The 26,432-nt window shown below is 36.4% G+C and carries 31 protein-coding genes; 25 read left to right on the top strand and 6 right to left on the bottom strand.

The window, feature by feature from the left end:
• The first annotated feature begins 257 nt into the window (after window positions 1–257).
• Together H7992_RS13400 and H7992_RS13395 are read left to right on the top strand one after the other, a co-directional pair.
• Complete coding sequence (locus tag H7992_RS13400; protein ID WP_187044909.1) at window positions 258–683, top strand: MarR family winged helix-turn-helix transcriptional regulator; 426 nt, start codon at window positions 258–260, stop codon at window positions 681–683.
• 136 nt (window positions 684–819) lie between these two features.
• A complete protein-coding gene (locus H7992_RS13395; protein WP_187047895.1) occupies window positions 820–2,208 on the top strand; it encodes an MFS transporter in 1,389 nt (462 codons plus the stop codon).
• A gap of 440 nt (window positions 2,209–2,648) precedes the next feature.
• Here H7992_RS13395 and H7992_RS13390 read toward each other — a convergent pair whose 3' ends face one another.
• The gene (locus H7992_RS13390; RefSeq protein ID WP_187044908.1) at window positions 2,649–3,371 is read right to left on the bottom strand and encodes an SDR family NAD(P)-dependent oxidoreductase; all 723 of its coding nucleotides are present in this window, start codon (window positions 3,369–3,371) and stop codon (window positions 2,649–2,651) included.
• Between the two features lie 462 nt (window positions 3,372–3,833).
• Between H7992_RS13390 and H7992_RS13385 the strand changes: the two genes are divergently transcribed.
• Window positions 3,834–4,496, top strand: a complete 663-nt coding sequence (locus H7992_RS13385) for an MBL fold metallo-hydrolase (RefSeq protein ID WP_187044907.1) — start codon at window positions 3,834–3,836, stop codon at window positions 4,494–4,496.
• A gap of 2,612 nt (window positions 4,497–7,108) precedes the next feature.
• Window positions 7,109–7,222 carry a DUF6877 family protein gene (locus H7992_RS25095; RefSeq protein WP_370569874.1) on the top strand — a complete coding sequence of 38 codons (114 nt, stop codon included), beginning with the start codon at window positions 7,109–7,111 and terminating at the stop codon, window positions 7,220–7,222.
• A 307-nt stretch (window positions 7,223–7,529) separates the two neighbouring features.
• Here the strand turns inward: H7992_RS25095 and H7992_RS13380 are convergent, their stop codons facing one another.
• Window positions 7,530–7,715 (bottom strand): hypothetical protein, encoded by a 186-nt coding sequence (locus H7992_RS13380; RefSeq protein WP_187044906.1) that lies wholly within the window; start codon window positions 7,713–7,715, stop codon window positions 7,530–7,532.
• 104 nt (window positions 7,716–7,819) lie between these two features.
• Between H7992_RS13380 and H7992_RS13375 the strand changes: the two genes are divergently transcribed.
• The 3 genes from H7992_RS13375 (at window position 7,820) to H7992_RS13365 (ending at window position 8,824) form a co-directional block, all read left to right on the top strand.
• A complete protein-coding gene (locus H7992_RS13375; RefSeq protein WP_187044905.1) occupies window positions 7,820–8,116 on the top strand; it encodes an IDEAL domain-containing protein in 297 nt (98 codons plus the stop codon).
• A gap of 91 nt (window positions 8,117–8,207) precedes the next feature.
• Window positions 8,208–8,471, top strand: a complete 264-nt coding sequence (locus tag H7992_RS13370) for a hypothetical protein (RefSeq protein ID WP_187044904.1) — start codon at window positions 8,208–8,210, stop codon at window positions 8,469–8,471.
• 119 nt (window positions 8,472–8,590) lie between these two features.
• Entirely contained in the window at window positions 8,591–8,824 is a 234-nt protein-coding gene (locus H7992_RS13365) for a hypothetical protein (protein WP_187044903.1), read from the top strand.
• A 1-nt stretch (window position 8,825) separates the two neighbouring features.
• Here the strand turns inward: H7992_RS13365 and H7992_RS13360 are convergent.
• A protein-coding gene (locus H7992_RS13360) for an IS3 family transposase (RefSeq protein ID WP_187044902.1) occupies window positions 8,826–9,973 on the bottom strand; the annotation gives its coding sequence in 2 pieces (ribosomal slippage) (window positions 8,826–9,727 and window positions 9,727–9,973; 1,149 coding nt in all).
• A gap of 735 nt (window positions 9,974–10,708) precedes the next feature.
• On the opposite strand from H7992_RS13360, the gene H7992_RS13355 reads away from it, so the two are divergent.
• The 9 genes from H7992_RS13355 (at window position 10,709) to H7992_RS13310 (ending at window position 17,358) form a co-directional block, all read left to right on the top strand.
• On the top strand, window positions 10,709–11,149 hold the full coding sequence (locus tag H7992_RS13355; protein WP_187044901.1) for an NUDIX hydrolase: 441 nt from the start codon (window positions 10,709–10,711) through the stop codon (window positions 11,147–11,149).
• 203 nt (window positions 11,150–11,352) lie between these two features.
• Window positions 11,353–11,592 (top strand): transcriptional regulator, encoded by a 240-nt coding sequence (locus tag H7992_RS13350; RefSeq protein WP_187044900.1) that lies wholly within the window; start codon window positions 11,353–11,355, stop codon window positions 11,590–11,592.
• 686 nt (window positions 11,593–12,278) lie between these two features.
• Window positions 12,279–14,075 carry a group II intron reverse transcriptase/maturase gene (gene ltrA, locus H7992_RS13345; RefSeq protein WP_187044899.1) on the top strand — a complete coding sequence of 599 codons (1,797 nt, stop codon included), beginning with the start codon at window positions 12,279–12,281 and terminating at the stop codon, window positions 14,073–14,075.
• Window positions 14,076–14,141: 66 nt separating this feature from the next.
• Window positions 14,142–14,564: a YhjD family protein gene (locus tag H7992_RS13335; protein ID WP_255428437.1), complete on the top strand. Its 423-nt coding sequence runs from the start codon at window positions 14,142–14,144 to the stop codon at window positions 14,562–14,564.
• An 81-nt stretch (window positions 14,565–14,645) separates the two neighbouring features.
• A complete protein-coding gene (locus H7992_RS13330; protein ID WP_187044898.1) occupies window positions 14,646–14,882 on the top strand; it encodes a hypothetical protein in 237 nt (78 codons plus the stop codon).
• A gap of 299 nt (window positions 14,883–15,181) precedes the next feature.
• A complete protein-coding gene (locus tag H7992_RS13325; RefSeq protein WP_067209539.1) occupies window positions 15,182–15,400 on the top strand; it encodes a hypothetical protein in 219 nt (72 codons plus the stop codon).
• 127 nt (window positions 15,401–15,527) lie between these two features.
• A complete protein-coding gene (locus H7992_RS13320; RefSeq protein WP_067209536.1) occupies window positions 15,528–15,854 on the top strand; it encodes a MazG-like protein in 327 nt (108 codons plus the stop codon).
• A 570-nt stretch (window positions 15,855–16,424) separates the two neighbouring features.
• On the top strand, window positions 16,425–16,781 hold the full coding sequence (locus H7992_RS13315; RefSeq protein WP_187044897.1) for a hypothetical protein: 357 nt from the start codon (window positions 16,425–16,427) through the stop codon (window positions 16,779–16,781).
• A gap of 139 nt (window positions 16,782–16,920) precedes the next feature.
• A complete protein-coding gene (locus H7992_RS13310) occupies window positions 16,921–17,358 on the top strand; it encodes a GNAT family N-acetyltransferase (protein WP_187044896.1) in 438 nt (145 codons plus the stop codon).
• Between the two features lie 378 nt (window positions 17,359–17,736).
• Here H7992_RS13310 and H7992_RS13305 read toward each other — a convergent pair whose 3' ends face one another.
• Window positions 17,737–18,372 carry a pentapeptide repeat-containing protein gene (locus tag H7992_RS13305; protein ID WP_187044895.1) on the bottom strand — a complete coding sequence of 212 codons (636 nt, stop codon included), beginning with the start codon at window positions 18,370–18,372 and terminating at the stop codon, window positions 17,737–17,739.
• Between the two features lie 608 nt (window positions 18,373–18,980).
• Here H7992_RS13305 and H7992_RS13300 point away from each other — a divergent pair.
• Window positions 18,981–19,223, top strand: a complete 243-nt coding sequence (locus H7992_RS13300; RefSeq protein ID WP_067209527.1) for a hypothetical protein — start codon at window positions 18,981–18,983, stop codon at window positions 19,221–19,223.
• Between the two features lie 91 nt (window positions 19,224–19,314).
• Complete coding sequence (locus H7992_RS13295) at window positions 19,315–19,557, top strand: hypothetical protein (RefSeq protein ID WP_067209525.1); 243 nt, start codon at window positions 19,315–19,317, stop codon at window positions 19,555–19,557.
• A 352-nt stretch (window positions 19,558–19,909) separates the two neighbouring features.
• Here H7992_RS13295 and H7992_RS13290 read toward each other — a convergent pair whose 3' ends face one another.
• Window positions 19,910–20,527 carry a cupin domain-containing protein gene (locus tag H7992_RS13290; protein WP_067209523.1) on the bottom strand — a complete coding sequence of 206 codons (618 nt, stop codon included), beginning with the start codon at window positions 20,525–20,527 and terminating at the stop codon, window positions 19,910–19,912.
• 177 nt (window positions 20,528–20,704) lie between these two features.
• The gene (locus H7992_RS13285; RefSeq protein ID WP_067209521.1) at window positions 20,705–20,944 is read right to left on the bottom strand and encodes a hypothetical protein; all 240 of its coding nucleotides are present in this window, start codon (window positions 20,942–20,944) and stop codon (window positions 20,705–20,707) included.
• A gap of 378 nt (window positions 20,945–21,322) precedes the next feature.
• Between H7992_RS13285 and H7992_RS13280 the strand changes: the two genes are divergently transcribed.
• The 7 genes from H7992_RS13280 to H7992_RS13250 all read left to right on the top strand — a co-directional run bounded on the left by H7992_RS13280 (window position 21,323) and on the right by H7992_RS13250 (window position 26,381).
• On the top strand, window positions 21,323–21,565 hold the full coding sequence (locus H7992_RS13280) for a hypothetical protein (protein ID WP_067209519.1): 243 nt from the start codon (window positions 21,323–21,325) through the stop codon (window positions 21,563–21,565).
• 604 nt (window positions 21,566–22,169) lie between these two features.
• Complete coding sequence (locus tag H7992_RS13275) at window positions 22,170–23,429, top strand: MFS transporter (protein WP_255428433.1); 1,260 nt, start codon at window positions 22,170–22,172, stop codon at window positions 23,427–23,429.
• 542 nt (window positions 23,430–23,971) lie between these two features.
• Window positions 23,972–24,256 carry a hypothetical protein gene (locus tag H7992_RS13270; RefSeq protein ID WP_067209516.1) on the top strand — a complete coding sequence of 95 codons (285 nt, stop codon included), beginning with the start codon at window positions 23,972–23,974 and terminating at the stop codon, window positions 24,254–24,256.
• Window positions 24,257–24,367: 111 nt separating this feature from the next.
• Window positions 24,368–24,592, top strand: a complete 225-nt coding sequence (locus tag H7992_RS13265; protein ID WP_067209514.1) for a hypothetical protein — start codon at window positions 24,368–24,370, stop codon at window positions 24,590–24,592.
• Window positions 24,593–24,678: 86 nt separating this feature from the next.
• Window positions 24,679–25,488, top strand: coding sequence for a hypothetical protein (locus H7992_RS13260; protein WP_197485311.1), 810 nt, complete (start codon window positions 24,679–24,681; stop codon window positions 25,486–25,488).
• A 483-nt stretch (window positions 25,489–25,971) separates the two neighbouring features.
• Window positions 25,972–26,187 (top strand): hypothetical protein, encoded by a 216-nt coding sequence (locus H7992_RS13255; RefSeq protein ID WP_187044894.1) that lies wholly within the window; start codon window positions 25,972–25,974, stop codon window positions 26,185–26,187.
• A 26-nt stretch (window positions 26,188–26,213) separates the two neighbouring features.
• Entirely contained in the window at window positions 26,214–26,381 is a 168-nt protein-coding gene (locus H7992_RS13250; RefSeq protein WP_156476030.1) for a hypothetical protein, read from the top strand.
• Window positions 26,382–26,432: the final 51 nt, after the last annotated feature.

The raw sequence follows: 26,432 nt of genomic DNA, 5'->3' as shown, positions 1-26,432 counted from the left end.
TTTTGCAGTTAACTTGACGTTAGTGGATATACAAGCGGAAATACTGGAAACTATAAATTTACCTTCCACAGCTGGCATGGGACCAAACATGTTAATGGAGTTGTGTAACAAAAAAGTTCTTTACTGCATTTCATATTATTTGTAAAATAAATTAAAGCCCGCCACATGACAGGCTCTTATAGGTTGACGTTAGAAGGGATTGGAATTATAATGGTCATAGCAACTATAATCATGTCTATTATTATGGAGGTGTAACCTTGGAATTAGAAAAATATATAGGTGTTATTGTGCACCGGGCAGATTTGAAACTTACTAATTATTATCAAAAGGTGCTTAATCCCTTTGATATTACAGTGGATCAATGGGAGATACTGGTTATCCTTTGGGGGAAGGAAGGGATTACTCAAAAAGAACTTGCAGAAAGACTGTTTAAAGACCAGACGAATATTGCCCGAATGCTATTCAAGCTTGAGAAGAAAGGTTTTATTTATCGTGTAACCCATGAGACGGATAGAAGATCCTTACGCGTATATCTAACTTCTAAAGGTCAAGAAATAAAAGATGAAATTCTTGTTCCATCGCTTGAAGCGTATAGGAAGACCATTGATGGAATAACTGTTGAAGAAGTTGAAACATTTAGAAGGATACTTGCTAAAATATATAGTAATGTAGAGTATTTATAGCAGATATTGTTTTTATTAGTATGCAATTCATTCTGCAATATAGTTGTCATGACAACTATTGTTGGGACCGTTAACTTGGAAGTACCGGTTAAATTGCCATGATGACAAACTTAACAATTATATGGAGGTTGCGATGATGAAAAAAAACATTGATAAAATAGGGATTTTTGATGTCCAGTATAAAACAATGACAATCGGTATTATCTTGGCTGTTGCAACTGTAGGATTCGAGGGACTAGCGATTACGACGATTGCGCCGAAATTAGCACAAAGTTTAAATGGCATCCATTTATATGGCTGGATTTTTAGCGCATTTCTTTTATCTCAAATTATTGGCACAATGGTTATCGGTCAGCAGATTGATAAGAATGGCGTGTTTAAATCATATGTCGTGTCTATTCTAATTTTTGTTGCAGGTATCGTCATTGCAGCAACTTCCATCAATATGCACATGCTAATCGTAGGAAGAGCTTTTCAAGGTTTCGGAGCAGGTGCCCTTTTAACTTGTGTATACTACAGCATTACATTAAGTTATCCTGATGAACTTAGAACTAAAATTCTTGCAGCATTTTCAAGTGCTTATGTTCTTCCTGCATTGGTTGGTCCTTACGTCGCAGGACTTTTAGCTGAATCTTTATCATGGAGGTTTGTGTTCTGGTTTGTTCTGCCTTTCATTGTTCTATCTGTTTTCTTAACACTCCCATTGTTTCGTAAATTACAAGCTGAAAATACATCTGCGCTATCTATCGAAAAAGGAAACTATAAAGAAATCTACGCTGTTTTATTGACGTTCGGAACGGGTCTATTGTTAATCGGCTTAGGATTTGTACCCGATTGGAAGGGAATTATGATTTCAGCTGTAGGGGTCATGATGATGATTCAACCTTTACGGAAGCTACTACCAGAGGGCGCTTTTCTAGTTAGAAAGGGCTTGCCAGCAACCATTGTTTCAAGAGGTCTGTTTGTTGCGTGCTTCTTTGCTGTTGAAAGTTACGTTGTTCTAGCTCTAACAACGGTTAAAGGCTTATCGGCGGACGTGGCGGGTTTAATTGTTGCTGCTGGAGCAATAAGTTGGTCAACAGCAGCTTGGTTGCAATCCAAGTTTGATGAAAGAGATCATGGAAATGGCCGAAAACAACGGGTAATCATCGGTGTTGGTTTGATGATTGTCGGAGTTGCGCTTGTCATCATAATTATAGGACTTCCAGGTAATGGAATCGCATTCGCGGTATTATCACAAATACTCACTGGATTTGGCATAGGGTTAGCACATCCAACAACGGGAGCCATTGCCCTACAGCATGCCAAAGCAGGGGAAGCAGGTGCGGTTTCCGCGAATATCCAATTTATTGATGCGTTTGGTCCTGGATTAAGCATCGGAATAGGCGGTGCTCTAATCGCCATGAGTGAAACTTTTGGCTGGGGAGTATTAACTGGAATCATGCTGGCCTTATCAATCCAGTTCCTCTGCCTACTATTCTGTTTTATAATCTCCTTCCGTATTAATTTAAGTGCCACCTTATAAGGTAATTCTGAACTACTTTATAAACTAGCATCATTCACTACGGTCTTATACGCCAATCCGTATAAGCAATGAAAAGGTGCTCCCCGTGCCGTGAAGCTGGCTTAGAGAGCACCCCTTCTTTATCTTTCAAAATTGGTGAGCTATCGATTAAAAAACAACGACCAATCCGATTAGGGAAATGTCGTTTTATTTGTTTTATTGAACTTCTAACTTAATCTCGTTAATTTCTTCCTCTAACTCTTTCCTAAATACCGGACCCGTACCCTCCAGTTCAAACGTGTCTTTGGTGATAAGATCTTCTAGCGTGTGAATGCAAACGTTGATTATAGGTATATAAAATAGCTCCCATTTTGAAAAGAGATTGATCAAAATGGGAGCTGTATGTAGTACCGAATGATTAATAATAATATATGGAAAGACTCTACTCATATGCTATACAATCATGCATTTAAGTCTGTTATGGCTGGAATATTTATTTCCTTTACACATGAAACAGGCGATAAATTAATAACGCAATGGACAATAGCTACAATGTCTTGTACAGGAATACGTGTACCTTGATACATCATAATTGCCTTTTCTACACCTTCTTCATAAGGTATTTCAGCAGCAAGCTCTCCTGGATTAATACACGTTACAGAGATCCTATCTTTTCTCACATGGTCGCGTAAAGCATTTGTAATACCACGTAAGCCAAATTTAGATGTGACAAATGAAACTTGTGCATTATTCGTATTATCTAAACCTGCTGTTGAACCCATTAATATAATTTTTCCGTTTTTCGCTTGTCTTAAATTAGGTAAAAGCGCCTGAATATAAGTGATAGTCGAAGTTAAATTAATATTAATTATGTTCGAAATTTCCCCAACTTCATCCTTATCAAACGTATAGTCATCTTCAAAACCACGCTTTTCCCATACTCCGACATTATAAATTAATACATCAATAGGAATGTCTTTTAATATTTCTTTTAAAGAAGGAATTTGTTGTTGACTAGATAAATCAATTGTAAGCCATTTACGATTTACGCCATCATTTATATCTAAACTACTTGGTCGTGTGCGTGACACCACCCATACTGTATCTCCCTTTTTGGGTAAGCCTTTTACAAATGCATCGCCTAGCCCATGGCTTGCTCCAAATATAATAAAGTTCATACTCATCCTATCACCCCTTCTAAATAACTATACTTATTAAGTATAATTATTATAAAAATAAGTAACAACTAAAGTGATTTATTGAAATGTTGGTTTAAAACAAAGTTAGATTATTATAGATTAAGAATAATTAAAAGTTTTATCAATTTTTTTTATAACCAGAGTAGGATTTATCTCCCATAAGTGCTACCCGTATTGGGCGCGACATTCTGTGATGCACCGTGGTCGTTGGAGTCAGACTAACGGGCCGGATTACTTCACAAAAGCAGGAATTTTTGTCAAGCAAGTTGAATATATATAGCATGCTTTATGTTATTCAATTAGCTTGCAGGAGTGGTAATGAGTGATTAGTGATACTATGCAATATAGTATTTTACGTACAAAATTAGCTTTATTATTTCGGCCTTTTTATGTAACTTAACCCATTTTTCTGCATCAATATAATTTAATACAAAGGAGCTTAAAGTTATGGAACTTTCTAAAGGAGTAGAGATGCTCCAACTTGATTTTCATGGAACTATTATTCATCCAATTCTTTTATGGGATCAAGAAATGGCTGTTTTAATAGACACTGGATTCCCTGGTCAAATTGAAGATTTACGTGTGGAAATGAGTAAAGTAGGGGTGTCGTTCGACAAACTAAAAGTTGTGATTTTGACGCATCAGGATATAGATCATATAGGCAGTCTTCCTGAGATATTACAGGAGTGTGGTAATAATATTAAAGTATATGCTCATGATCTGGATAAGCCCTATATTCAAGGGGATTTACCTCTTTTGAAAGATGGGCACCTAGATAACCCTCCAAAAGGCAAAGTGGACGATACCTTGAAAGACGGTCAAGAATTGCCGTATTGCGGCGGGATTCATGTCATCCATACCCCAGGGCATACTCCTGGCCATATCAGTATCTTTTTGAAACAAAGTAAAACACTCATTGCCGGAGATTCGATGTACAGCGTAAACGGAATAATTGGGGGAATTCATGCCCCAACCACACTGGATATAAAGGCGGCTCGACTCTCTTTGAAGAAATACTTAGACCTCGACTTAGAATCTGTGGTTTGTTACCACGGTGGATTAAGTAAGGTAAATATTAATGATCAGATTCAAAAGGTAATTTCATATTAAACTTCTAAAACCCTCATGAGATCGTTTATTGATGGTCTATTAGGTGCAATAAAAACGCGGTAAAGGCAACCTATCCAAATTGGACGGGCCGCCTTTTTGCGTTTATTCCCATTAGAGAAGTCCCATCACTGTAAAATATCACTAACAGGGTATTGTTCGTGCCGGTTTAGTGTTGTGTGTTTAAAATGATAAACGCCATTATTGCTAATGTAGCCTGTGAGGTTCGCAGGATCCTCTTTCATAATTTCTTCTATTGAATAACCGATTTCAGAACCCGTTATATCCCTATACGGATTAGAAAGACAGAGGTGTTTACCTTGGTCGTTGAAACTGTAAATAATTCCAGTATCCTCATGTTCATATATACTATGACTGTTTCTGGACCGTTTCCGTTATTACTGCATGTTGATACTATATCCGGGTAATCAAAAGTTACATCTTTAAATCTCAATAAGTCCACCTTCCCTGTAAATATTAGTGTTTGTTAAATCCTGCTATACAGAACATTAGTTCGTTAATCAAACAATTAAAAACCAGCCACCTCTATTGAAAGGTTGGCTGGTTATAATATAAGTGTTTCTGCCTCTATCTATTGATTTATTGATGTAAGCCATTTATCAACTTTGCCTATACGATCTCTGGATCAATCGTGCATGTATTTCATATCATTACCTGCGGCGGGTACATTATTTCATTTTTTTTACGGAAGTTAGCAACACTAGCCATTTATAAAATATGCCACCAAGCGTTTTTTTATTAGCCCCAATGTAGCCCCAACAGCATGCTTTATCATGCTTTATCTTGCATAGTTGATTTTTATACAAAACTCGTCAAACAGTTGAATTGACGGGGTTTTCGATGTAATAAAGATGTATAATGCGTTATAAAAATTTTATTGCACGAAATAATTCATAGTAGCAACAATGCTTATGCCTCAAGGCTTATGAGGGGTTTAAATAAAAACAACCTCCAAATATTCCACCAATTTAAAAAGTGAATGCATCACTGGAGGATTTCGCTAATTTGACTTCGAGGTTTTATTGATGAGTGGGTATATAAACTTAAAATCATCAAAGAAGTATTTCTTAGTCGTTCTGTAATAGTTTGTAGTGGAATGAATTTACTCAACATAATTTTTTCTTGGGGATGTCTTAAACTGTGTGAGAAATAGATTTCATTCCTGATTCTTAAGGTTGAGTTTAATTGGATTTGAAACAGATCTTTCGCTGATGGGAGTTTTGAGTCTTTCTGAGGTAAGTACATAATCAGTTTCCAAACTTCTTTCCAAAAAAATGCGCAAAGTCTTATTCCGCCAAAATCTGTATATCTTCAATTGATTTAGCAGAAGATCGTCGACAAAGTTTGTTAATTTGCTATTTGGTTTATGAACTCCATGGTAGTACGGGTTCGCTTGATTGTGATGGTCTTTTTTTCGAAATCTATTTTATTCCATTGAAATCCAGCACAACAGGTCTTTATCAGCTTTAGTAGGTCAAAGTGAATATGGAGTTTACACCAAATCAACTGTAGGGCGTTTAGAATCGACGGGAAATGACGTTGTACTACATCTTAGCAGTCTAGTGAAACTTTGAAAGTGAGTGGTCATAGTGGATAACGACTGATAATGGAAACAGGAAATTATTAAATTACAGAATGAAATTAAAAAATTACGCAATGAGTTCGCGACTTACAAAGTGGATCAAATTAGAGAACTTTTCTCTGGAAAAGGATTAACTTATGAAAATATTACAGAAGGCGATATTTGTGTGTTGGTTATCCTTACTCAACAAACACGTTAAGCAAGCTAATAAAGCTGGCACAATGTCTATAAACACCATGAGAGTGAGCCAAAAGATTAACAGTAAATACAACAGTAACGGAATGCTGCTTATTTTTGAATAGTCATTACTTCACTCAATGAGAAGCGATCAGCTTGAATCCAGATGGCTTTATAGGTTTTGCAGGTTGGGCAGATGATGGTGCCATTAACAAATGCATTTGCGGAATGGGTAGAATCAACAGCTAGTTGATTCGTACTCCTAACAAAAAGACCACTGATTAAAAATAATCAGCAGTCTTTATCACAGTCACCTTGTGATATAGCGACAGTATTGGCGAATCACCCGGTCAATAAACATCCAAGATTAACGCTAAGTAACTAAGCACTTTTTAAGCTACTTATTGTAACTTTTCAGAAACAGTCCAATGTTTGGAAGGAATTACGTTTTGATTCAGTTGCTGCATTAACAAATCCGCTGTGTAAAAATCAGCAAAGGTTTTGTCTGACTGGGTACTGGAGTCCTTTAAGAACTCTGTTTCACCATCATTGTTTCGTATGATTACAAACATGAGTCACCTCCAATTTATGGCATGAACAATGACTTGTTCTAAAAGAATTGTCTCATCAAATAATATTTTAGTATACATTATCGGAGAATTGTTACCATATTGTTACCGAATTGTAATCAATTATCCATTTATTTGCAGGTGAGTAATACCGTAAAGAGAGAAGGAGAATTACTGATACTCACTTCGAACATAAAAACGAAGGAAATTTCCGAATCACAGTATAAAAAGAAATAATCAAGCTTTTACAGCAATTACCGTTTGAGGTGCTGAAAGACGTTGAGAGGCGTACCGGCGACTGGATGTGGAGCGGTGACAATGAGGATGATCCGTATATTCATCGGCAGTTGCGGTATGCAAAACGATTTGTGAAGGAGTGATAGCTGTGCTTCAGTAACTCCCTATTTTTGATGCGGTGCCAGTCAAAGAAACCTTTACAGTCAGTGACACGGTTGAAATCGTCGTCAATGTAGAGGAGAAAGATGTTGAGGATTATTTCTACCTGAAGGTATTTGAGGGAATGGAAGGTCGGATTGTTAAGGTTTTACACAGAAGACAGTATGAGGTTTTGTTTGCGAAGTCTAATCAGATCGGGATATTTCGGCAAAGTGAATTGAAGAGGAGTGAATGAAATGACAGTAAGGACGTTCACTGTCGTGTATCGTCCCATTCGTAAGTATACAATCATTACTCTATGTCGGTTTTTTCTCTATTCATTTCTTTTATACGATCATCAATCGGATCAATCGGATCAATCGTATGAATTGTATGCTTAAATCGCTTACTTTGATGGAGGACGATAAAAATAAAAATGAACTGTAAAATCAAGGTAGCAATACAAATGCAAATCCACATCCAAGTCGTTGCTGTCATTTGATAGTCACCTTTCTTGCTGTAAGTTTACTACAAAAATATAGGCTAGTCAGTTACGGGTTGGTGACAGTTAGGCAGGATGAATTGAAGAGGAGTGAGCAGGGATGAACAATGATCATGAACGTGAAAAATTTAAAAGATTGATGGAGGGCTTTTCTCTCGCTGTGTATACGAATGCTTTAGGGGAAATGGGGAAAATCAACTCTCGGAAACTTATGGCTGAGATGTCGGAAGGATCCAAGATGTCCCGTGAATATTTGGAACATTACCCGAGCATTGAAAGGGATTTCACGGACAAGGACATGCTGTTGTGGCAGATTGATATGGCGCTTGATGGGGGGAATATGGAGTTGTTTATGAGGCTTACGGATGAATTGAAAGGGATGGAGGTGCTGGTGTGAGTGAAAGGAGTGAAGAAAAGTTCAACCTGCTTAAAATTATATTCGAAGCGCCCGGTGAAATATTTTACGGGAAATCAGCAGCGAGGGTTTAGTGTCACAAAATGTCGCTGATGCAAGTGAGGATTTCAAATGGCTTATCGAACGAATGCAGGAGTTGGAAAACCGTACTCAATATAAGATTCTTCCTGAAATAGACAAGGGATATGAGCAAAACATGCAATTACGTGAGGCAATAGCATTTTACGCCGACAGCAAAAATTACGAAGTTAATGTTGTTGATCAGTGGGGACCGGAAATTAAGGTCATGATGGATGGCGGGGCAAAGGCTGCTGAGTTATTGGAGGGATTGAAATGAGCTTAGAAGAAAATCGCAAGATCCAACACATTGCTAAAAAGGTCAAATTCCTCAGAACGTCTGAAGAATTGAATCTGAAAGACTTGGCAGCAGGGCTGAAAATGTAACGTGAACGCATTATGAATTTGGAGATTGACGTCGAAAGGGAAGATTTACAAGATGACTTTCGGTATTATGACTACTTTGGATTGAATTATGAAGGGTTTTTGTTTGATGCTTTTCCGGAGTTTAAAGCGGCTTATGTTGCGGATGCAGAGAAGATGATGAGGGCTATTGGGTACAAGATTTTAGCAAATAAAAAAGACAGGATTCCTCCTGCCTCAGACAACTTCATACTGGTATGTCAACACTAAATCAAACGATATTATTAAGGGCTATTTTTTTATAAGCAACCGGACTTAGGTAGCCTAATGTACTGTGCGAACGGATATTATTATACCAATTGACATAATCGAAAAGTTCAAGGGACAGCTGGTCAAGGGTTTGATAGTGCGCTCCGTTGATCAATTCTGTTTTTAAAATCTTAAATGTTGCCTCTGCCACCGCATTATCATAAGGATTCCCTTTATGGCTGAGTGATCTTTTAATTTTGTATCCACTTAATAATTCATCGATATCAACGTTTTTAAATTCAGAACCGCGATCTGTATGAAATAAGTTCACGTTTCCCAATGGGTATTTAACAGAATCGAAGGCACGCTGAACTAAAGCAGCGTCTTTTTGTGCTCCGACGCTCCACCCGACAATTTCACGATTGTATAGATCGATTAAGAAACAAACGTAACTCCAACGGTATCCTACTTTTACGTATGTTAAGTCGCTTACTAACACGGACATCTCTTTGTCCACTTCAAATTCTCGATTTAATACGTTTCGAACGGATTCTTCATTTGGTCTTGTTGCCATTGGTTTATAGGAAGGTTTGGCGTATTTTGATTGAAGGCCAAGTTCGCTCATCAATCTTCCAATTCGGCGTCTCGAGATTGTAAGGCCTTCTGTCTCTTTATCTAGTTCTATTTTTAGTTTCCGAGTACCATAAACGTGTCGGTTTTCATTGAAAACCTTAGCGATCTTTTCTTTTAATACGCGTTCTTCTTCCCGCTTTACTTGCTCTTTTTGAGCGGATACTTCAGTGTCATAATAGAAGGTGCTACGCGCAATTTTTAGGACTTTACACATTGCTGATACCGAATAGGTGTGACGGTTTTGTTGAATCACATCTATTTTCGTCCCATGATCAGCGCTGCTTGCTTTAAAATATCTACTTCCATTTCTAGTTGCTTATTTCTCTTCCGTAAGGCAATCAATTCCTGTGCCTCTGGAGAGTGATTATCTTTCTCTAAGAAAGAACCTGACTGCCTGAATTGTGTAATCCACCTATCAAGAGCAGATGCGGTTAATTCATATTCTTTGACAATATCTTGTCGGCTTTTTCCGTTTTCATATAGGGCTACCACTTGTTTTTTGAAATCTGTAGAAAACGTTCTTCTTTTTACGGACATAGTAGATCTCCTCACTTCTTGTGTATTATACTACTAGCCCTTAATTTAATTGTCCAACTAAGTAGAAAGAAAGCCAAGCGCCGTTATGAGTTGGCCAAACTTCGCTTCAAAACGAAAGGCGAAGAATATTTTTTCACCACCTCGCCTTAATAAAATGCAAAACGCCTGGAATGCATCACACTAGAATCTAGCGGTAACATATTGGTAAGCCGTATGCCTAAATAGGGCACGTGCGGTTTGATAAGGGGGAAGCCATGAGAATGGTTTCCCTACTTTATTATTTGGCCAGAGGGAAAAATAAAAGGATGTTTCGACGGTAATTAAATAGGTGAATTTATAGGCGGCTACTCTTAATTTGAGTCGCTTTCTATTTTGCAGGATTTTTAAAATACATGTCGAAATATACAATATAGTAAAAAAGTGGGGTGATTGTTAAAAATGGGAAATATTTTAACTCCAGTATTCGGAGCACTCCTTCTAGTTGCAATTTGTTATCTTATTTACAAGGTTAGTAAAAAAACAAAGTAAATATTTGAGATCAAAAAACAACTATTCCATCACGGAACGGTCGCTTTTTGTTTTGTGAAGTAAAGAGATATTCATATGAATATAGACGAATAAAGAAACAGAACATTGTTCTTATTCAACTAACGAAACAGGTTAGTTGAACAAGCACCTAAGCAATGTCTTGAATTATAGAAATACACTTAAGGGTTATTTTAAAGGGGAGATATTGTGTTTATAGTTAATGTAGAGGGTGCAATTTACAAAAATAAAAAATGGTTGTTAATAAGACGAAGCGAGAAAGAAGAACACGCTGGAGGTTCATTGTCTCTTGTTGGGGGAAAGGTAGAAAAAGAAGGTACCTCATCAGACATTTTAGAAAAGACACTAATAAGAGAAATTGCTGAAGAAGTGGGTATAGAGGTTTCAAATCTTCGATATGTAAATAGCTCATCATTCGTTACTGATTCAGGAATAAATGTGGTTGACATTGTTTTTCTTTGTGACCACGAATCAGGCGAAGCATTTGCTAAGAGTCCTGATGAAGTTGACGACGTTATTTGGATGACTACCCAGCAAATTCTGAATAACTCTAATTTACCTATTTATTTAAAGGGAAATATTAAACTTGCTGAAAAACTGGTAAACAATAATACAGTAGTTATTTCGTAGTAAGTAAATTTTGAGAGACTCACTTGTTCAACTAACAGATGTTTAGTTGAACAAGCGGAGATCGTCTATTGACGGTCTTTTTTATTTGCCCAAATATCTAAGATGTATCGTATCAAAGGTTAATTGGTAATATTTATAATTTCCGTTATCCAGTTGCAATAAGAACTATTGTTCTATATACTAACGGAAAAGGGAGAACGAGTGTGCGTAACCAATTAGTGAGGTCGATGGAATACAGTGAACACCTAGATATGATGTACTTGGCTGCGGACGGTTCAATTAGCAAAAGAAGAATCAACGTACTGCAGTTTGGTGAGGTATCATTCCGTGCATACTGTTTTCTGCGTAAATTCAAACGTATTTTTACAATTGATAACGTTTTAGCACTTGTTCCCATCGTACATAAAGAAAGAATGGTGATCGTGCGACTTGTTTCGCTATAAACGGATAAAACCGTGAAATGTGAGGATTACATTTTCGTAATCTAACTTTGTTTTCGATAGATGGAATGATAGGGACATGTCCCCTAGAAACATCCACACTGATACTCCTACATGCGTTCTATCCTGTTAGGGATTGAAGGTATGAAGCTAGGTGAAGTCGGGCGAAGGATACACTAAGTTCAGCTAATACAGTGAATATGGTATCTGATAGTTCGGGTGGCTATAAAATATCTATGATGAGAATGTTCTATTAGGAACTGACGAATTTCCGAATGTACGGGTCTAAACATTCGCCATATACGAAAGGTATGGTCATGCACAACGCATGGTAAGTTCACGATGAGTAAGAGTGTTCACTATGAAAACCGTGTAGCAGACTAAGTTGCTAACAGACTTACAGGCTCAAAGGGAACATCTAACGATATATGTACAGCTAGAAAACAAGGAACAAGGGAAGCAAAGAACGTTGTTAAGGGCTAGCACCCTAACGGTTGCTATAAGACAGATAATGTCGAAATGCATTTATTCTTGTGAAAGTAGGGGCATGAACCTTTGAAGTTACTGTAATGGTAATGGAGGAATAGCCCCAAGTCTACTTTAAATATAATAGTCGATTTTCTCAAAAGTGAATTGCAAAGGTCTGGTAAGAATGTGGGAATATCACACAAGAAAGGCGTGATGCCACAATGCAAACTAACCTAAGATATTGGGAATACTACAATATGACTGATACCTTTACTGATTTATATGAAAGGTCAAAACAAGATGAAAAATTCACTAGACTTTACGAATTAATCATCTCAAGAGAAAACATTCTCTTAGCTTTTCGTGCTATTAAATCAAATAAAGGGTCAAAAACACAAGGTACAGATGGTAGAACGATAAATAATATAAAAACCATGAAAGATGAAGAAATAGTTGCGGAAGTACAACGTATCCTGTTAAATTATCAACCTAAAAAAGTGAGACGAGTATTTATTCCTAAACCTAATGGAGATGAAAGACCATTAGGTATTCCATGCATTATGGATAGACTTATCCAACAATGTTTTAAACAAGTATTAGAACCGATTGCAGAAGCTAAGTTTTACAATCATAGTTATGGGTTTAGACCTTTACGGTCAACACATCATGCTATGGCTAGAACCCAATTTCTTATCAATCGAAATAAATTGCACTTTGTAGTAGACATTGATATTAAAGGATTTTTCGACAATATCAATCACACGCTGCTAATAAAACAATTGTGGAATATAGGAATACAAGATAGACAAGTCCTGAAAATCATCAGTAAAATGCTCAAAGCAGAGATTGATGGAGAAGGCATACCAACTAAAGGAACACCACAAGGCGGAATCTTATCCCCCTTATTATCTAATATCGTTCTAAACGATTTAGACCAATGGGTAGCTGGACAATGGGAACTCTTTGAAACGCAACACAAATATACACAGTGGAATAAATACACAGCACTAAAGAACACCAAACTAAAAGAGGGTTTCATTGTCCGTTATGCAGATGACTTTAAAATCATGTGTAAAGACTGGAAGACAGCTGAAAAGTGGTTTCATGCAGTTAGGCTTTACCTAAAAGACCGTCTTAAACTCGATATATCACCAGAAAAATCACAAATTGTGAATCTAAGAAAAAGCAAATCCGAATTTCTAGGATTCACAATAAGGGCAGAAATGAAAAGAAATATATTCGTAGCTCAAACTGGGGTAATGGATAAGAAAAAACAGGATATTAAGAAAGAGTATAGGGCAAGAATCAAAACATTAAGAAACTCCCCAACAGCACAAAATGCTAGGAAGTTTAATAGCTTCATACTCGGACTACACAACTATTTCATAAAAGCGACAATGGTTAATATAGAATTCTCACGAATGGCCTTTGACCTTTCAAATTTCACGATTAATCGTCTTAAAAGTGTAGGAAAATATGAAAAACCTAAAAATCCTACCAAAGTTTATAAGAAATTCTATAGAAACAACTTTAGAACCCATAAAGTTGCAGAAGTTTACCTTTTTCCCTTAGCGGATATAAAAACTTCTAATAATATGAATTTCTCACAAGACTTAACACCATTTACGGTAGGTGGAAGAGATAAAATTCATCAAAAGTTAAAGCCTGACATCTTTACAGAGATTAACAAACTCATGAACTCCTATATTCCAAATAGAACTACTGAATATATGGATAATCGTATCAGCAGATACAGCATGAAAAATGGTAAATGTGAAATCACTGAACTTTTTCTCTTTGCAGAAGATGTTCATTGCCATCACTACAAACCAATTAGTCTTGAAGGAACAGATGAATTTAAAAATCTGCGAATTCTTCATAAAGATGTTCACAGGTTAATACATGCAACAAAAGATGAAACAATAAATAGGTTAATTAAATTCCTAAAACTAACAGACGAACAAATAAAGAAAACAAACCAATATCGAAAGTTCTGTAACTTAGAACTTATTGACTGAAATTTAAAGTAGATGGAGCGCCGTATGATGGGAAACTGTCACGTACGGTGTGGAGCAGGGGAAAAGATGGAGATAATATCGAAGTCTTACCTATTGCTATTAATGCCGTTAATCCCAGGAGAAGCATTACCGTATTTCGAGAATATGATTTATTTACCGATGATTATAAGTATCTTGGAGAGAGACCGAGAAGTGATTGAAACAAGCTCATTCAAGTTGAAAGGACCTTACACCTATATCGTTGAAAGTGCGTTAAAGACCGTTCGAGCTGAATTGGCAGAAACGAATAATTATGCACGAAGAAAAAACATGAAGTTAATTAAAAGGGGAAAAGATGGGACGTTCACCGAGTATGCATTTATTCATGGCGGCTATGAGGACAAGAGACGCTACTTGAATATACGGCTACGTAACAGGACGGAAGAATTGATTGGTATTTATTTTGCAATGGTAGAAAATCAAGGCATAAGGGGAGTTGCTACAACGTGATTGATCAGAGCGCTGAAGAGTTGGCCATATCACTGATGTTTAGGGAACACCTAGCGGAATTAAGAGACTGGTACAGAAAGAATGATGAAAATGGTAGCACTTCCAAAACCACCGAAATCAAAGGCTGCAGCGGTAGGCCCAAAACTAACAGGAACGGATGTTCTTGAAATTGGCGGGAGAATTGGTGAATCAATAGAATTCGCCGTAGAAGTTGGAATCATGATATTTGCCCATAAGCGGTATGAATCATTTACAGGAGTCGTTAAAGATATAGAAAATCAGCGAGGTTTTTCGGTTTATGCGAAATTATGGAATTAACGTCTCGAACCAGTACAACGAGTTGATTATAGACGTAGCAAGATATCAATCTAAGAATCAATCATAAATCCATTGATTATAAAGTGGTATTCGTATAAATATGGGCGAATAAAGAACAATGCTCTGTTCTTATTCAACTGGCGGGACTGATTCGTTAAATAAGATCCCTTCCATCTGTTTGATTGTGTGTCAGCTCATGTTATAATGAGGAGCTTAGGATAATTACGACTTTAACTCATAATTGAACGGATGCCCAAAAAAAGCCTCCGCCTATAGATAAAATATGGAGGTGTAAGAGAATGATTAAACGATGGACGATCGATAAAATTAGAGAATTTGTTGAGAAAAATTCGGAAAGTAAGTTGTTAACGACTGAATATCTCGGTTTTTCTCAAAAGTTACAATTTAAATGTGCATGTGGTAGCAACTTTGAAAAAACATTTACGAAATTTAATAATAATAACCAACGTAAATGTGACGTGTGCCAACCGCCAAAAGCGTCACGCAGCGTAGAGTGAATAAATGAAGTGCTGATTTCTATTAAAGAGAAATTGGCGCTATTTTTATTTTATGGGAGTAAGATAGATGCCCTTATCAAAATACAAACAGATGAACCCTACATGTCTATAAAAGAAAGGAAGCAAAATGAAAAATATGAATTTTAGTGAAGCCGTTGAACGTTCTTTACAAATAAGAAAAACCTACCATAATTTGGAACGACAGTATCATGAAAAAGAATGGACAGTAGAAGAAGATGCGTTAGCTTTCCTGACAGATGCTGGTTTGGTAGGTCGTCTAACAATGTCTCAACAGGGGCGTTGGCCAACAAATGGAGAAACTGAATCTGAACTTGAACATAAGCTTGGTGAATGTATGTGGTGGCTGATTAATTTGGCTGACCGCACGGATATTGATATTAGTGAAGCATTGGAAAAATTCTTAACCAAAACCGAAAAGAAAATAGGGGATTGAGCTAATAAGCTTATTGATAATAGCGCATAACCAAAAAAGCTGAGCTATAAGAATGATAATATGGAATGGATAGGTAAATGAAAAATCATCCCCATACATCCACCCACCCTAGAATATAGGCAAGGCTGGGGCAGTAACCAGAGTAGGATTGATCTCCCGTAAGTGCTGCCAATATTGGGTACGACAGTCTGTGATGCACTGTGGTCGTTGGAGCCAGGGCTTCTCTGCCATCATAGTAGATCGACCCAATACCCGTTCAGCACACATTTTCATCCTCTATGGTGTAGCTCTGGTTTTGCGCTACATGTATGGCTAGCATGCGCATTAGTCGAACAACAGGAGATTATCTATTGACAGTCTTTAATATGGATAATCCGAGAACACTGTGGTATCAACGTTGCCTAGTTATCCATGAGAAGGTTAAATAAGTACAAAACCAAAGCTACCTGTCCACAAATTGAAATTGTGGCTGGGTCGCTTTTTTACGTTAAGCAAAAAGTTGCGTAATATCAAACCAAAAAGAGGACTTCCTCACTGTAAGTCGAATTACAAGTGTGGGGGAAGATGTAAATGCGTTACGATAGAAACAACTTAATCGTATTAATGAAAAGTGACCTTGCAAATTATCCTTGTCGAAAATATAATGATGAATCATTCACTAATAACGAATTATCAAAAAAGGATAAACAAATTATTGATAGTAGTAAATATAAAAAATGTAATGGGTGTGGTGGTAATATGTCTGCAGAAGAAAAAGAAAGAGAGAGATTAAAGGCAAAAGAACAACAGAAAAATCCAGGTAGCACTTTAAATAATACGTGGGCACAAGCAACCACAGGTGCACCAAGTGGTAGCTGTTTAATAAATATTATTTCATTCATTATGATTATAGTATTTGTGTTTTTAATTAGGGCTTGTTCAAATTAATACTTATTCAACTTACTGGAGCATCAGTTGGAAAAAGGATAAAATCTTTAAGAATAGCCGATTCTTCTTCAATAAGTAAGGTAGACGAAAAACTATGTTAGATTCAATTCGGCGAAAAATTGGAAAGGAGTTTCCACTTATGGATACGTTAACAATTAAAGAACTTCAATCACGCAATGAAATTATTGAAGCATTTCCTGTTATGAAGCAGTTACGAACTCACTTGGATGAAAATACTTATCTTGAAATAGTAATTGCTGCGCAAGAGAATGATAAATATAAAATGTTCGCTTTACTAGATGGTGGTGAAATTGTTGCAGTTACTGGTTTGAAGCCGATGATAACACTTTCTAGTGGCAGATTTATTTGGATTTGTGACTTGGTTACAGATACTACTATACGTTCAAAAGGATACGGTGAAAAACTACTTACATATGTTCATGAATGGGCAAAAGAAAATAATTATGAAAGTGTTTCTTTATCTTCAGGATTACAGCGTACAGATGCACACCGTTTTTATGAGGATAAAATGAAGTATGCCAAAACTAGTTATGTGTTTAAAACAACTTTAAAATAAATATGATATTTCACTAAAGGATGTAATAGTTGAACAAGAGAAGATTGTCTATTGACGGTCTTCTCTTGTTTGTTCGGAATAAGAGCATTCATTCTGTGCGTTTGGTGAAAAGAGGAAACTAGTATGCATAATAAATGTGCTACAGGTTGGAGAAGTATCATTCCGTGTTAATTGTTTTCTATGCAAATCCAATTAAAGGGGCCTTACATCAATCTTATAGAAGAAACATCTTACGTTTTTGTATGATATTCAGTGGTGTGCCATTATAAAAATTCCTCTTATTGTTAGTCAGCTAACGACTATGATGAATGGGATTTTATAATGGCCATTTTTTGTCTAAGTTTAGTTGGCAAAGTTAATTATATAACTAGAATAAATTCAATCAGTAACTATCAAGCCTAATAGAGAAGCAAATTGAATTGCTTGGAAAGAACTCACTTTGCAGCCTTTAAGATCTGCTAGAGATACTGTAAGTGATTCAAAAGTAGAATTACTAATATCGATTCCTTTAAGTGGTGTCTTTTCAAAGTTTGCACTGTTTATGTTGCATAATCTAAATTCGACGTTTTTAAATATACAATCATAAAAATCAGAGCTTACTAATGATGTGTCTAGAAATTTAACTTTTTCTAGTTTTGAATTTCCGAATGAGGCTAAGTTCAGTGAAGAATTATCAAACTCAACATTGCCAAATCGAGACTCTGTAAAATCCAGACCTAATAATTTACAATTTTTAAATACCGTCCTATGTATAGAAGAACTACTCAAGTTAGCATTTGAAAAATCGCAGTTATCAAAAATAACATCAGTAATGTCGATATTACTAAAATTAGTATTGTTAAACTTACAATTTTTTAAAGACATTTTAGATAATCGCACTCTATGCAACACTTCATTAGCAAAAAAGGAATCATTAATTATACATAATTCAAGTTCTGGATCTTCTTGGTAAAAAATATCTTGGAAATTGATTGTAGGTAAATCGTTTGGTATTCTTGGTGAATCGATTTTCATTTAACTACCTCTCTCAAATATAAATTTTGTGCATTTGTTTAAGGAAAGAACTTCATCCCTTGAATAGCAACTCTAAGCTATTATTGATTATTATAAAAGACTATATTTTTAAGGGAATCTGTGTGCAACGTTAGGAGCTTTTCTTAAATTAACGGCGAGATTCAGTAATTACGCGAAGTTTCTCCAACGCTAACTTATCAACATCAAGAAAATAAAGTATTCATTTCACTTTAATTTTTGTTATCGATGGATACTCAGAATAGAAAGTTATGGGTATTTGGGCAAGATGTGTCTGAAGATGATGGTAGAAAATTAAAAGGCCTGCGGGCGAAAATACAGAACCCAATGCAATCATCAAGGGGGTACCAGAATTACTATGTAGCTATAATCAAGGTGATATATGAATTTCAGCTTTAATCAATTCTATAAAATATCTTGGTTTGATTCTGTTTCTGCAACAAGCAAACACCTAGGTTGAGAGGTGTATTTTTTATGACCAATCTGAATCCTTTTATTAGGATTGATATTCCTTTTTTTGTCGGATATTATAGTATTTAAGCATTAAGGTGTTAGAGTGTTAAAGTATTAGATATAAGAGGAGTGGTTTTATGAGTGGGGCTGTCAAAGTTTATGCTATTACTGAATTTGGACTCGGAGCTAGAGGGAGCAGTGAAGGTATTGTTGATTTTCAAACTGCGCAATTGATGATGGATGCGGACATTGTTAGGATAAGCAATAAATGCTACCGAGTAAAATACAAAGAGGTTACAGAATGTGGGAAAATAAATTTTTATTCTGAAGAAATTATCAAAAAAAGTTTTACTGAATTGAAATTAAGTGAAATCGAGTAATACTATAACGTTCGTCGGCCACTGGCGATTATTTATTTAAAGGATTCCTTCCTCATTTGTCGAATGGTAGAAGGAAGAGGAGGGATTACATATGACTAATGAAGAAAGAAATAAATTATCAGATATACTATTACAAAGTCTTTATGATTATCATTTCGCTAATAATGGAGGAAGTTATAAATTACCCAAAGCAATGATAAATGCAGACCTAAACAGCAAACTGGCTATTGAATACCTAATCGAAAAGGAATATGCCATAGACAGTGGGCAAGGGTCAGATAATCTAGTATTAGCAATAACAACGCAAGGGATGGACTATATAAAAAACAAATAACTGTATGCATTAATCGATTAACAAGAACGTCTATCCCGGCGTTCTTTTTTATTTACCCATAAATAGAGAAAAGGGGAGTGAGGAGACAAATGGAGGGGAAGAACATGCAGGATATAGTACAGGCCCCGGAAAAGAGGATTATCAGTCTGGAGTAGAACTATTAAGAAGTTCAACGTGAAGTGAAAAAATGACCGACACAATCGTCAACAGCTCGATTCGTTGTCAGTGAGAAGGTTAAATTGAACAAAGCTAGAGCGACCCGTCCACAGATTAGTGAGGAGGTCGCCAATTCGAACATCAAGTAAAGTAATGAATGGGATGGACGCGTTCAAAGAGAAAGAACGATAAATTGTTATTTTTGATAAGTATATGGACACATTTGGTCGGCGTATTGCTCTACAGAATGTGGGACTGGATATGAGGTGGTTTCTTTCACTCTGTTACAGTCCTTTGGGGGTCCGATAAATGTAGAAGGCTCAACGGGAGCAATTGCTTTTTTCCATTGACTCTCATCCATACAATAGGTATGTGCCATAATATTCGAAGGCGTTAATTTTAAGAGGTCAGACCCTAGAATTACTTCCGGAGTTGGTGCATCAAAAATACCTAAAAAATGAGTGTTATTAGCAGTAGCTACTATATAGTGCCACCATCCTTGCGGCACGTTTGCAACTTGCCCAGGGGTAATAGGATAATTTTGGATTTCTTTTGTAAAAGGATTCAGAAATGAAACAGTACAAGCTCCAGAAATACAATAAACAAGCTCTGCAGCATGTTGATGGTAATGTGGCTCGATGACATTGCCAGCGCTAAGAAAGATATCAAGTAATGACACATTTTCTAATGTGTTTAATTGTTTGATACCTAACACATTAATAAAATTTTGATTGTCTTTTTTGAAAATCGGACTGTCATTTACGTCAAAAGTGAACTGAGTTGCTGGTGAAGTGTAATCAATATTCGAACTCATAAGTACATCCTTCCTTATATGATGTCTAATATGCATTGGTAGCATACTTTTACAGGATATGTATGAATCCACTTTAGTGTGAAGGGTCATTTACTTTCTTGCGCTGATACATGTGCGGTCCGATAAACAGTGGACACATTATGTGAAATAAAAAAAGCCATTAAAAAAGAAATAGACTTAATCGTCTATTTCCTTCTGCATCGCTTCCCATTGTGCTTTATGTTTAGATTTTGGGATGCCATGATACTGTTTATAGCAGCACATTCTACAAGAACAATGGACTTTTCCTTTGCTTAATGTCCCACGCACGGGCATGGACTCGCCTTCTCGTTGCAGAGCATCTTTTAGAATTGCCCATTTTCTTTGAATGATTCTCTCTCGCTGATGGCGAGTATAGGCTTTGGAACGGTTTTTCATTTGGATCAGCTCCCTTGGAGAAACCCGAGCTTGCAAGGCACGTCAAGGGGTGTTGCAGCACGCCCTACAAGCTGGGTATTGAGCTGATCAACTGTATTAATATAATCATGGCTTTAGTTCCTTTCATTATGTATTAAATGATAGTATCACAGAGGCAATCGGAACATATTATGAAAACTGTTTAATACGCAGTTTGAACATTAAGCGAAAGAGCAATATATGAATCCGATAAACTTAATAGCAAACATATCAAACGCATATCGCGCACGTATTTCCGAGTGAGGATAATACGGATATCATGCCTAAATTGATTGAAACAACAAAAGTAAGTGAATAATAAAAGTACATTATTGTTGTTCCAAGAAATGAGGGTATGGTATGAGTGAGAAATTGACGGGAGAGGAAGAATGTGTGAATATAACTTATTATTTCACGGTGATATTCACAGCAATTGGAACCGTTTTAGTCTTCTATTTTTTGTACCAAAAAGTAGGGAGGGTAGATCTTTTTATTATTTTACTTTCAACCTCTGCAGGCGGTATACCTATAGGGTTCATTGGTGCATTTATTGATTATAAGGTTTCAGCATATAAGTTTGAAAAGGGAAGTTATGAGCAATGAAAAAAGTCGGAATTCCTCTCGTATAACACTGGGAGGGGATTGGTAATGGTAATGGCGGAATTAATAATAGAGTTTGCTATAGTGGATAAGTACTCCGGTTAGCTATACACACATGGCACTATTCGGAACACTACCCTCATAACGTGATAGAATGTAAACTAGACACTCTATTGAATGTTTGGTTATTTTGTGTTTTCACTGGGATATGTGATGTGATTGCAGCACCACACACTAATTATTATTTTAAATCTACGGTTTGCTATGCTAGACAGAAAGCTCGAATTATAAAAAATAGCGAACCACTTGGGTACGCATGACAAAGAGCCGTCTATGAAGATTTATTTAATTGTAAGACGACTTATTTTATTTAGTGTTACATGCCACTTTAGTGTGAAAAGATACTCTCCATTACAGTGTTGTCCCAGCAGTTTTCTCTTCTTGACATGCTTGGAATAAAGCCAAGTTTCTTTGATTGTTTATGGTGTTGAAGTGATGTAAAGACAGTTCCTTGATCAATATGGAGAAGAAAACCTTCCATCCTAGATAGGATAATTAGAGTTCTTGCATAGACTAGACTATACCCTACTTTGTCCGTTTTAGGGGGATGACCAGAGTTTCCCTCAGCAATGAACGCCCAGAGCTATTTGTTTTACTGAAAGAAAGGAACGAGGAAATGTCTAAAAAAGTAACTAAACAAAACGCATTTCTTATTATTTTCGCGATTTTTGCGATATCCATTAACATGAGGCCAGCTATCACTTCCATTGGGCCCATGCTTGAAACAATTCGTGAGCAGTTGACGTTATCTAATGCACAGGTGAGTCTATTGACGGCGGTACCTGTCATTTGTATGGGCGTTTTTGCCTCAATGGCACCGGTGTTGAACCGGAAATTTGGATTGAAGTATACAATCTATGCAATGCTTATACTAATTGGACTAATGACCGCTTTACGCGGGTTCATTTCCAGTTTTTTAATTCTAATCGGAACAGCCTTCCTTATAGGTATCGCTATTGCAGTAATCGGGCCACTCCTTTCCGCAATGATCAAGCAGTATTTCCCGGACCGCGCTTCATCTGTTATCGGAATTTATTCTTTCGGAATGGGGGTCGGGTCTGCAGCTAGTGCAGGACTGACGGCTGTATTTTTTGATAGAACAGGATCCTACTTGTTTGCACTTAGTATTTGGTCCATGCTAGCACTTCTCGGTCTAGTTGCCTGGTTTTTAGCAATGAGAGGGAACATGGAAGTACGTCAACTCGATTCCGTTGTCGTAAAGGGGAAACAGAAAAAGGTGAGATCCCCATGGAAAACACGGAAGGCATGGCTATTCTTACTATTTTTCGGTTTGCAGTCATCTGCATTCTTTTCAATTATTACTTGGCTCGCGCCAATTGCAATTTCTTCCGGAATGACATTGCTGCAGGCGGGAACTCTCCTTAGCATTATGACGACGGTCCAAATCTTTTTAAACATTCTCCTACCTTTGCTGATGGAGCGTTTTCCAGCACGAAAGTTTTGGCTTATGCTAATGCTTATTGCGGGGATGCTCGCAGTCGCGCTGTTCTGGACAGGGATCCATCCACTCATGTGGGCAGGCGCATTCATCATGGGGATACCACTTGGCGGTTTATTCCCCATAGCACTTCTTTTACCACTTGACGAGACAAAGACAGCTGAGGAAGCAAGTTCTTGGACTGCAATGATGCAAACAGGCGGTTTCATCATAGGGGGATTATTGCCTCTTCTGATTGCAGTTGTTTATGACGGGACGGCGAACCATCATTATACGTTCGGCATTATCATGTTACTGTATGTGATGATGCTCATCCTGACATTACTTATGAAAAATAAAGGGGAATAAAAAATAGTGTCCAAAGGAAGTACGTATTCATGTGTCAGGTCCTCAGGGCTTTAAACCCTCGGACCTGATGATCTCATAGATGGATGTTCGATTTATTCCGGTTATTTCATGAAGCTCTCTTCCGGTAGCATGAGGATTCTTTCTTAGTGCAGCGGTTACAATTTCAACTCTTTCTTTTCGGATTTCTTTACTGTCTGGAGCCAAGTATCTAAGGCGGCCGAAACGTTGTTGGTCTTTCCAAAGAGTAGTGGAACCGATATCCAGTTCTTTTGCTAACTCTATGAGCGTTATGCCCTTATTGCATTACGTTTGCTCAGATAAATTAATGAGAAGTATATTAGGTGAAACATTAAGTAGTGTAGAATCGAATATGGCTTCGAAATTAATTGAATTAGATATCGCAGAGTTTTTAATAGAGAAATAAAAAAATTTAATGATAAAAACATATGTAACAAATAAAAGCTCACATCCATTACAGGTGTGGCTTTTTATTGTGAAACTTTTTCCGGAAATAATCGTAAGTAAGTAGAGGGGGAATGTTTATGTGGAAAACTATAAAGAATATATATAATCGTTTGAGTTTAATAATACTTGCAGTAGCATTAATCTTATTTTTATTCTTTTTAATCTTCACATTAATTGTTGAAGGTTTCAAAGGAAAACCAGATTCTATAATTATGATTTCAATTTTCGCTATTATTTTATCATTTCCAGGCATGGTCAATGCATTGGTCGATGAGTTCAATCCGAAAAAGAAAACTTATAAATTATCTTGTCGTTGTCCAAAATGTAAGTATTTAATTCAAATGGATATGAAAGAGGAATAAGAATACATAATTTAAGGCATTTCATATTAGGTGCTTCTGGTAATGTCGAATTATGTTAGTGACATAGATTTCCATTCATACTATGATTGGTGTGGAGGGTGGTGTATTAATTTGGAATCAGTTAGAGTTCACAATGTAATGGTTATTCTCGAAAAAGATGGCGAGAAATGGTTTTGGGAAATTACGACTTTTCAAACTAAGGATGATGAATGTTATGGTTCTGCCAAGGAACGAAACAGGGATATAACGTTCCCTTGGATTAAAATTGAAGAGTTAAATTTAACAGAAACCATTGTAAAGATTTGTGAAGAATTCATGGAGAATTTTAATAAGTAATACATAAAGTCTACATCCAAACTATAGTTAGGGTGGACGAGTGTTAGCTTAGTTAGCTTATATGAAACATAAGGAGGATTTTAAAAGTGAACTTCGATGATACTGATTATCAAAATATTATTAGTGATATTCTTAACGACACTTTTTATATAGACCGTTCGATAAGGGGGAAGCTAGCTGGTATTAGACAATATTCTGAAATTCTTATCAGAAAAATTTTAGACATTGATCCGAATGAACAATTTATGCTAGGAAAACTTTATAATCCTACATTCAAAGAAAAAGGTGAGGAATTACTCGGGGAAAGCCGCTATCAAGATTTGATCGCCATTGTCGACAAAATAAAACCGCTCGGAAATGCAGGTACTCATACTCAGTATATTGAAAATTTTACCGAAGCGGAATTAAATTTGGAAATTGATCATCTTTTTGATTTACTTGCATTCTTTTTTATCGAGTATTTTATAAAATATCCTATGGATTCCAATACCTATCCTCTTGTACTTAATCAATTTTCTTTACTGCCTCCAATTATTCGTTACAAAACATTGCTTTATCATTTCGACAAATCGCCCAACGCTATTATTGCGGATAGATTATCATTAGCTGTTTTAAAAACATTTGATAAAGAATATGCTCTTGCGTGGCTCGATGATAATAAAGGACGATTTCTTTCTATAGAAATTTGTGCTCTACCTTTTAATAATTCATTTGAATTAGCGCTTGATAAAATAAACTTAGTTGGGAATAATATAATACAAAATGGCAAGCCGTATGAAACTTTCGAACAAGCCAAAACAGCTTTTTTGAATAATAAAATTAATGATAGTTCCTCTGAAATCGTGGAGCTTCTCTCTATTATGGATTTTGTTTATCTTGGCAGAAATTCAAATTGATACGATTTATAAATATCTACGTCAACAGATTTTTGTGAAATAGGATTTTTTAGTTATTTTATAAAGATAATTTTTTGGAGATGAGCACTGCTCTACAATTAAAATATGATATGCCGGAAACGTTGGAAGGAGCATTGAATTTTTGATTTGATTGACGGTGGATTTTTTTCCTGAATGATGAATAAATAGATCGGTACATTATTCGCCAGCCTCTTCCATTGCTTTTAAATTGTCATATGAGAAATAAACATGGGAAAGCAAAACTCAGAGGTTATTCTTTAGAATTTGAAAATGTTTCAGAAGATTTACCAAAGTGACTATATATTTTTTTGATTAAGCATCTCAATTTTGGGTGCTTTTTATTATGCATTTACATTGAATAGTGCGCATCACAATAGCGTCGATAGAGTAGCAATTGCTATTTCAGTATCTAAGGTGTGGTGCGTGCTATTGATTGTAAATATTAATTGTGGAGGAGTGATCATGTCGAATAAACCAATGGCTGCACATTGTGATGCTAGATGTAAAAAGGCGTTCACAATCACTAAGTTCCGTACAAAAAAAGTTAAGAATGGCATCGAAAAGAATTACTTCCGTTGTCCTCATTGCAAGCATGAATACATTACTTACTATGCGAGTGCCGAGACGCTTCAGTTGCAGAAGGATATGCGTAAGCCGGTTCGCTACTCCGTTATGTAGCCAGTAATTCTAGGAGGTTTTGCCAGATGATTATCTACGATGCTTACTACGATGACGGTGACTATCCGAACGGAATTAACCAGCTTGGTATTTACTCGGACTTAGACGCAGCAAAGGAGGCGATTGAGAAAGAGGTCAAGCATACTGATATCCTGTTTGTCGGATTGCTGAAGTTAGACGGTAAAGAATTCTAGAAGAACGATTACTCACAAGTCTTTAAAGTCCGTTAGCCATTTAGCTACAAT

Origin of the sequence: Sporosarcina sp. resist (assembly GCF_014302295.1) — a bacterium.
In the GTDB taxonomy this organism is placed as follows: Bacteria; Bacillota; Bacilli; order Bacillales_A; family Planococcaceae; genus Sporosarcina; species Sporosarcina psychrophila.
This window is presented reverse-complemented; position numbering and strand designations above follow the sequence as displayed.